6 protein-coding genes and 1 pseudogene are annotated in these 7,652 nt (G+C 56.3%); 3 read left to right on the top strand and 4 right to left on the bottom strand.

Annotated elements, in window-relative coordinates:
• Nucleotides 1–229 (bottom strand): hypothetical protein (locus tag KYK83_RS11750; RefSeq protein ID WP_222828366.1); only part of this gene is annotated, 229 nt, incomplete at its 3' end.
• A gap of 36 nt (nt 230–265) precedes the next feature.
• Here KYK83_RS11750 and KYK83_RS17445 point away from each other — a divergent pair.
• From KYK83_RS17445 to KYK83_RS11735, 3 genes and pseudogenes are all read left to right on the top strand, one after another.
• A complete protein-coding gene (locus KYK83_RS17445) occupies nt 266–505 on the top strand; it encodes an AlpA family phage regulatory protein (protein WP_011413172.1) in 240 nt (79 codons plus the stop codon).
• 173 nt (nt 506–678) lie between these two features.
• Nucleotides 679–2,030, top strand: a pseudogene (locus KYK83_RS11740) (IS3 family transposase).
• A gap of 119 nt (nt 2,031–2,149) precedes the next feature.
• Entirely contained in the window at nt 2,150–3,067 is a 918-nt protein-coding gene (locus KYK83_RS11735) for a LysR family transcriptional regulator (RefSeq protein WP_222828365.1), read from the top strand.
• Nucleotides 3,068–3,230: 163 nt separating this feature from the next.
• On the opposite strand, the gene KYK83_RS11730 is transcribed toward KYK83_RS11735, so the two are convergent.
• From KYK83_RS11730 to KYK83_RS11720, 3 genes are all read right to left on the bottom strand, one after another.
• The gene (locus tag KYK83_RS11730) at nt 3,231–5,414 is read right to left on the bottom strand and encodes a TonB-dependent receptor (protein WP_248284415.1); all 2,184 of its coding nucleotides are present in this window, start codon (nt 5,412–5,414) and stop codon (nt 3,231–3,233) included.
• A gap of 161 nt (nt 5,415–5,575) precedes the next feature.
• Nucleotides 5,576–6,490, bottom strand: a complete 915-nt coding sequence (locus tag KYK83_RS11725) for an SDR family oxidoreductase (protein ID WP_011413167.1) — start codon at nt 6,488–6,490, stop codon at nt 5,576–5,578.
• A gap of 16 nt (nt 6,491–6,506) precedes the next feature.
• A complete protein-coding gene (locus KYK83_RS11720; RefSeq protein WP_222828364.1) occupies nt 6,507–7,652 on the bottom strand; it encodes an acyl-CoA dehydrogenase family protein in 1,146 nt (381 codons plus the stop codon).

Here is a 7,652-nt window from a genome sequence, read left to right as displayed (position 1 = left end):
CTGACATCATGGATTGTGTATGAAAAAAGTATGAAAAAGATTCGTGGTCACTGCGTGCGGTGCTGAAGCAGCTTGCTGGTGAAAAATGTCGGATCAGTGGTCTGTCCAGGGCCCGACGCACAGACACCTGAGCCGGCACATTCGCAAACGCTTCATTCCAATGCTGCTTGTTCTTTTTCTGTTCTTCTTGCTTTCCTACACCTGAGAGCGTTTGGTATCCCGCAATCAATCCTGGGGAGGATCGCTATGTTACCAGGAAGACAGGATGTCAGACCCGAAGCGCGAGAGTGCCGAATTATCCGGCACGGTTAATCGAGAAGCCAGATTTCAGGAGCGGCTTGTTCGGCTACCCGAAGTTATGGCCCGCGTCGGAATGCGACGATCAGCGATCTATCAGCGGATGCGGGACGGGTCATTCCCCCGCTCTCGATCGCTGGGTTCGAAATGTACTGTCTGGATCGAGTCAGAAATTGACGACTGGATCAAGTCGGTCGAGGCGACTTGAAAATTCCACGGTTCGGTGAAACCATGGAGCAGGTCGGCTTCGAAAAACTTGAGCTAAAGGCAGGCAGAAGAGGCATCACATCCGGACTTGTTCCCCGTCAGCGCCTATGGCACAGATTTGAGGTTGTAAGTTAAGGAGGATTTGGGCTTCGTCGTAGTGACGAAGGAACGAAGATGAAGCCCAAATCCTCAAAATCCAAGATGCCTGCCGAGCAGGTCGTAAAGGACATTCGGCGCAAGACTCGCCGACACTTCTCCGCCGACGACAAGATCCGGATCGTTCTGGAGGGTCTGCGCGGCGATGCTTCCATTGCCGAACTGTGCCGCCGTGAGAGCATTGCCCAGTGCCTGTATTACACCTGGTCCAAGGAGTTCATGGAGGCCGGCAAGCGCAGGCTTGCTGGCGATACGGCCCGTTCTGCGACCACTGACGAGGTGAAGGATCTTCGCCGTGAGGCCCGCGATCTGAAGGAATGCGTAGCGGACCTCACCCTGGAGAATCGGTTGCTCAAAAAAAGCATGATCGCGGATGGGGGAGACGAAGAATGAGATATCCCGCATCCGAGAAGCTGGGGATTATCCGGATCGTCGAGCAGTCGCACCTGCCAGCCACGCGCACGCTGGACCAGCTCGGCGTGGCAAGGCGCACTTTCCACCGCTGGTATGACCGCTTCCTTGAAGGCGGACCGGAGGCACTGGCAGACCGGCCATCTGCGCCAAGCCGGGTGTGGAACAGGATCGCGCCCGAGGTCCAGGATGAGATCGTCGAGATGGCGCTGGAACAGACCGATCTGTCTCCGCGCGAACTGGCGGTGCGCTTCACCGACGAGAAGCGCTACTTCGTATCGGAAGCCACGGTTTACCTTCTGCTCAAGGCCCATGATCTGATCACCAGCCCGGCCTACACGGTCATCAAGGCGGCAGAGGTGTTCCATACGAAGACCACCCGCCCGAACGAGATGTGGCAGACGGACTTTACCTACTTCAAGATCATCGGGTGGGGTTGGATGTATCTATCGACGGTGCTCGACGATTACTCACGCTACATCATCGCCTAGCGGCTGTGTTCGACCATGTGCGCCAGCGACGTCACTGAAACGCTCGATATGGCGCTGAAAGCCTCAGGCTGTGATCATGCCAATGTCTTGCATAGGCCGCGTCTGCTCAGCGACAATGGCCCCAACTACATCGCCGGGGAACTGGCGGATTATCTCGACGGCAAACAAATGGACCATGTGCGCGGTGCGCCCTTCCATCCGCAGACACAGGGCAAGATCGAGCGCTGGTACCAGACATTGAAGAACCGCGTCCTGCTGGAAAACTACTGCCTGCCCGGCGATCTCGAACAGCAAATCGAGGCGTTCGTCGAGCACTACAATCACCAGCGCTACCACGAGAGCCTCGACAATGTGACACCTGCCGACGCCTACTTCGGCAGGGCACCCGAGATCATCAAACGACGAGAAAGGATCAAACGACAGACACTCGAATATCGGCGCTTGCAACACCGCAAGCTCGCCGCTTAAACATCAATCCAAGACGAGGCCCACACTCCGCAAGCACACGCCGCGAGTTGTGCCAAATGTTCTGACGACGGACACCTCCCTGTAGCGTAGGGAGTCGAGAACCCATAGAAGGCCCATCTGTGCTTGATTCCCGTCTCAAATATGCGGTCGCAGTTGCTCGAATAGGTTCCTTCACAGGAGCGGCCAATGCCGTGGGCGTGACACAGTCAGCTGTGACTAAGAGCGTCGCCGATCTGGAGCAACAACTCGGAATTGCTCTCTTCAATCGAACGTCGCGCGGCATCTTGGTGACGCCTGAGGGTCGCGACTTCATCGATCGCGCGGCGCGCTTGCTCGCGGATGCAGACGATTTGTTCAGAGAACGCAATCGTGGTGCTGATCCTTACGCTGGGCTCCTCAGAATTGGCCTTTTTCCAGGTTCAATGGACTGGCTAATCAACGACGCCGCAATCGGGTTGCTCAAACGCCACGAGGGAGTTCGTCTCGAGATCGTATCGGGAAATAGTGAGCGCGCAGTGCAATTGCTGTCGCGCGGAGACATCGACGTCGCCTTCGGGCTCGAGGCTGCGCTTGCCGGTTGGCCTCAGTTCAAATGCGAGCGGATTGCAGCGGTTGATATCATGCCTTTCGTTCGCAAAGACCATCCGATCCTTTCCGAAACTGCAATCGATAAGCAGATGTTGGCGCGATGCGACTTCGTCGTCCCTTCGTCGTCCGAGCCGTATACACCTATCATTCGACAGATATACGAAGTGAACGATCAGCGCCCGGAAGATCGCATCCATATGACGGATTATTTTCCGCTCGTTCGCAGGATCGTGGCCGCTACCGATTCCGTCGGATTGGTGGCTAGCGCATTCACCTCTGCCGGATGGTTTCGCGACGAATTTGTCACGCTGCCACATACTGGTCTGCTGGAACCGCTGGTGCTAGCGTACGCCGCACGTGCTCGCTGGCCGGTCAAGCCCGCCGCTAGGGATCTCATCGCCCGAGTGCGACAGAATTGGTCATCAGAGTCTAATGCTCAGAAACAGTAGGCTGGAGCAAGTATATGTCCGGCCATATGCATGCTCGCATCGTAAAGGTCAAATGACAGACCCTCAGTATATAGCCTGTCCCGATTTTGTGGAATCGGAACAGGCTATGACCTTTTTATCTTCGTTTGTTCGTGTGAAGTTGGTCAATCAATCACAGATCACTCTAGAAACTCAGCGCCACTTCTCCGCCGATCGTCCGACCCTTATTCAGGGGTGACAAGCTGGCGCCTGGGCCACCGAACGCGGCTGGCAACGGCGTATCACCGCCATATGTAACCTCGTTGAGTAGATTGCGCCCATAAACCGAAAAGCGCCAGATCTGGTCCGCGGTTTTGTATGTCAGACTTGCATCGAGCATGTCTGCTGGCGACAGAAACCCAGCATTATTGTCAGTGAACCGGGCACTGTCACGATGAGTGAAGTCTATGCGGGCCGTTGCAGTACCTGCTGAGCCGAGTGTCTGATCGTAGGTCAGCCCGGCACCATAGGTCCACGGTGAAAGCCTGGGAAGCTTCAGGTCGCGATCTACATCGTTGATGACGCCATCGCCGCTTATGTCAAACTGGATATTGCGATATTTCCCGTGAACATAGCCAACCTGTCCTGAGAGCACCAGATTTGGCACAATGAAGAACTGGCCTTCCGCTTCGAAGCCCGTGATTGTTGCATCCGCCGTATTGCGGATCACTTGGCTGACTCCCAGCGGGCCCGGGAGGTTGATTTCGCGTTGGAGGTTCTTCATCTGGTTGTAGAACGAGGCGATGTTGAGGCGGCTTCTTCCGAACTGCTTCTTCGCGCCTATCTCGAAGCTGTCCTGCGTTTCCTGATCGAAAGGGCCGGGCGGAACACCGGGATCGGTATTGCGCAAATTGTAGCCACCGCTGCGGAAGCCGCGGGTATAGAAGCCATAGATTTGGGTTTGATTATCCGGCTGCCATTGTAGCCCAAGCTTCGGAGTAAAGCTTTTCCAGCTTTCGTCATCGATGAAGTTCGTGGCACAGCGCAACGTGTTCACGTCACACCCATTTGCACCCAGCGGTGCGATGCGCACGGCCTTGCGTTCCCAACTGTATCGCCCGCCGATATTGAGCGTGAGCGTATTGCTGAAATGCCAGTCAGCTGACGCGAACGCTCCCCAGGTTGTTTGGTCCTGAGTCCCGCCACCCGATAAGATCCTCGCACCGCCCAAAAGGTCGCGTTGCTCTGCGTATGCCAGGTCCTGCGCGAAGTAATATAGCCCGGTTGTCACCTCGACGGCGCCGATCTTTCCTGAATAACGCAGTTCATCGCTGATCTGTTCTTGATTGATGTTAAAGTAGCCGTTGAAAAAATGCTGTGGCGTCCCGTCAATATCGCTGGCAGCCCTCGACCGAAATTGCCGATAACCCATGATGTTGGTTATCACACCGTCTCCAAGGCCGACATCGATGTTGGTCTCTGCGATTGCTTGATTCCAGGTCGCATTATAGTACCCCGGAAAATCGATCGATATTCCGAACGTGTCGCGCGGGAAAATCGCGTGACTCTGCACTGGCGCGCCATCGCCATCAATGTCGCCGTGCTCATAGCGCAGATCCATCCGGAAGTTGTCGCCGCCCTTTACGCTAAGCGCGGGGCGAATGATGATGTCGCGGGATTTGCCAAAGCTGCTTTGATCAAACTGATTGCGGAACCATCCCTCATCCTTGCTGTAGTAGACGGCCAACTTTGCGGCCAGGACGTCCTCAGCGATCGGTCCTGTGACCATTGCACTGACGGTTTTCTTCAGACCGGTTTCCACCGATGCCTTGGTACTGGCCCTGAAATTGAAATCCGGGCGCGTCGTCCGCATCACGACCGCCCCACCCGTTACATTGCGGCCGAAAAGAAGTCCCTGCGGGCCGCGCAACACCTCGATCCCCTCGAGATCGAAATTGTCGAGCACAACGCCTGCATTGATCCCAAGATAGATTCCGTCGGTAAAGACGCCAACCGTCGGGTCGATGGAAGGGATGGTGCTATTGATGCCCAGTCCGCGGATCGTGAAGTTTGCGTAGCCTGGAGCCGTTCCGACACCCTCGAGCTGGACGTTGGGGACATCGTAGCTCAAGCTTTGAAGGTTTTGCACGAATTTCGCATCGAGCTGCGCTTCGCCAAATGCGGTCACCGCGACAGGCACATTCTGCAGGTTTTCGCCGTACCCCTTCTTGGTCGCCGTCACAATGATGACGTCAGACAAGGCGTCGGCAGTAGTTCCAGACGACGTTTTCTCAGATGGTGCCGTCTCAGTTTGATCGACTTGAGCTTGTTGAGCGAACGCTGGCCCGGACCAGACCAAGGCAACAGATGCCAAAAGCAAATATCTCATAGTTCCACCTCCCTAACTATTTGAAGCAATTTTTGGTGCGAAGGATGATCTGACTTGGGCCAATCGTCAAATTCAATATGCGGCCGATGTATTCCTTTTGCTCATGTCAATGCCAGAGGTGTTGAGCATAGTCCTCGGGCCAGCCAACCAATACGTTTGGATTAATCCCGGCGATCGTCCGCCATGATCCGCTGTACTGCATCGAGGCTGTCGTTCATGACAGTTGGATGCTCAGCGTCTGTGAAATCGACGATACTGTTCCAATGCTGGGCAATTTCTTCGGGCGCGAAAATGCCGTTCCTACCCAAGTGATAACCGCACGTCCGTTCCCAACGAAGTTTCGCGACATAACCGGCACCGATTTCGAACAACCCTTTGGTCTCGTAACAGCTTTCGTGCGCGAGCCAGCCAACCAACGCACTGACCGCCTCAGGCCGCAACCTGTCGAGCAACGCCTTGGGAAAGACCGTTTCAGTCATCCTCGAAGCCGCGATTGGAGCGATCGTATTGACGTTGATGTTCCGCGAACGCCCTTCCTCGGCCAGTGCATTGGCGAGACCTAGGATACCCAATTTGGCAGCTGCATAATTCGCCTGGCCAAAATTGCCGTAGATGCCCGCCGCCGAACTGGTCATGATGACACGGCCGTAGGCCTTGTTGCGCAGCGTCGGCCATGCCGCTTGAGTGACGGCCCGGCTGCCGTTGAGGTGGATGTTCTGGATCAACGTCCAGTCCTGGTCTGTCATCTTGTGGAAGCTGACGTCGCGCAGGATGCCGGCGTTGTTTATCACGACATCGATCGTGCCGAACGCATCGAGCGCAGTTTCGACGATTCGAGCGCCATCCTCGACCGAATCATAATTGGCAACCGCTTCGCCGCCGGCAGATCGTATCTCTTCGACGACCCGATCCGCTGCGCTGGAAGATCGTCCATCCCCCATTCGATCCCCTCCGAGGTCGTTGACAACCAGCCTTGCACCGCGTTTGCCGAACATTAGCGCATGCTCGCGGCCGAGCCCTCCACCCGCACCGGTTACGATCACCACCTTGTCGTCGTATCTTAGTTCTTCGTGCATCGGGTGGCGCCTTCTGTTATCGAAACGCGGCGACGCCTGTCAGCGCGCGCGAGACGATGAGCTTCTGGATTTCCGTCGTGCCATCGGGGATCGGGCAGATAATCGCTTCGCGCACGAGCCGTTCTACGATGAACTCACGCGTAACGCCGTTGCCACCATGGATCTGAAGTGCATCGCGCGTCACTCCAATCGCCATCTCCGTAGCATACCATTTGGCCATCGCGCACTCAGCCTCAGCGCGCACGTCGGCGTCGACCAGCGAGATCGCCCGGTGCGCCAGTAGCCTCGCCGCGTCGATCCGTGTTGCCATGGTTGCAAGCTTGTCGGCGATCAGTTGATGACCCGCAAGCTTGCGGCCATGCTGGGAACGCTCCTTCGAATAGGCGATCGCTTCGTCCAGCGCGCGGCGTGCAATACCGATGCTCCACATTGCCATGTGGCAGCGCGCGATCTCAAAGACTTTCAACGTGTTTCGTAGTCCATCGCCTGGCTGGCCCAGCATGTTGGACGCAGGCACGCGGCAATCGGTAAGAAAAATCTGCGCGGTCGACTGACCATTCAGTGCCATCTTTTCGATATCGCGCACTTCATAGGGACTTTCGGCGCGATCGACCAGGATGTGGCTGATCTCCTTCTCTCCGGTCCGGCAGGTGCAGATAAGTAGGTCCGAATATGCGCCACTTGTAATCCACGTTTTTTCGCCGTTGATCACCCAATAGTCGCCGTCGCGAATGGCTCGCGTTCTTACCGCCGCCACATCTGAGCCTACGTCCGGCTCGGAAATGCCCATTGAGACGAAGAGCTCGCCGGCGACCAAGCCGGGCAGGTAACGCTGCTGGATTTCAGGTGACGCGCTACGCCGGATCAGTTCGGCGCCGACCGCGTTGATGAAACCTGGAATAGCGACATCAAGCGACGAATAAGCGATCTCTTCGAAGATCAGGAGATGCGTCAGCCAACCTATATCGAGGCCGCCCCATTCCTCGCGGTGCGGGGCACTGATATGACCGAAGGCGGCAAGTTCGCTGGTCCATTTTTGCATCAACGGCCGCTCGATGAAGCATTCGCCGTGAGCGCGAATTTCAGGCTCCAGCTTTTCGTCGAGGAAGCGCCGAATGCTCTCGACTGCCATCCGCTGCTCGTCAGTGGGTGTAAAATCCAT

The organism is Qipengyuania pacifica, from assembly GCF_019857205.1.
In the GTDB taxonomy this organism is placed as follows: domain Bacteria; phylum Pseudomonadota; class Alphaproteobacteria; order Sphingomonadales; family Sphingomonadaceae; genus Qipengyuania; species Qipengyuania pacifica.
The sequence above is the reverse complement of the archived record's forward strand: the minus strand, read 5'-3'. Positions and strand labels throughout refer to the sequence as shown.

Bases quoted from the DNA above. Each gene is read 5' to 3' on its own strand.
- KYK83_RS17445 (WP_011413172.1), top strand. From the start codon at position 266: ATGTCAGACCCGAAGCGCGAGAGTGCCGAATTATCCGGCACGGTTAAT.
- KYK83_RS11730 (WP_248284415.1), bottom strand. From the start codon at position 5,414: ATGAGATATTTGCTTTTGGCATCTGTTGCCTTGGTCTGGTCCGGGCCA.
- KYK83_RS11725 (WP_011413167.1), bottom strand. From the start codon at position 6,490: ATGCACGAAGAACTAAGATACGACGACAAGGTGGTGATCGTAACCGGT.
- KYK83_RS11720 (WP_222828364.1), bottom strand. From the start codon at position 7,652: ATGGATTTTACACCCACTGACGAGCAGCGGATGGCAGTCGAGAGCATT.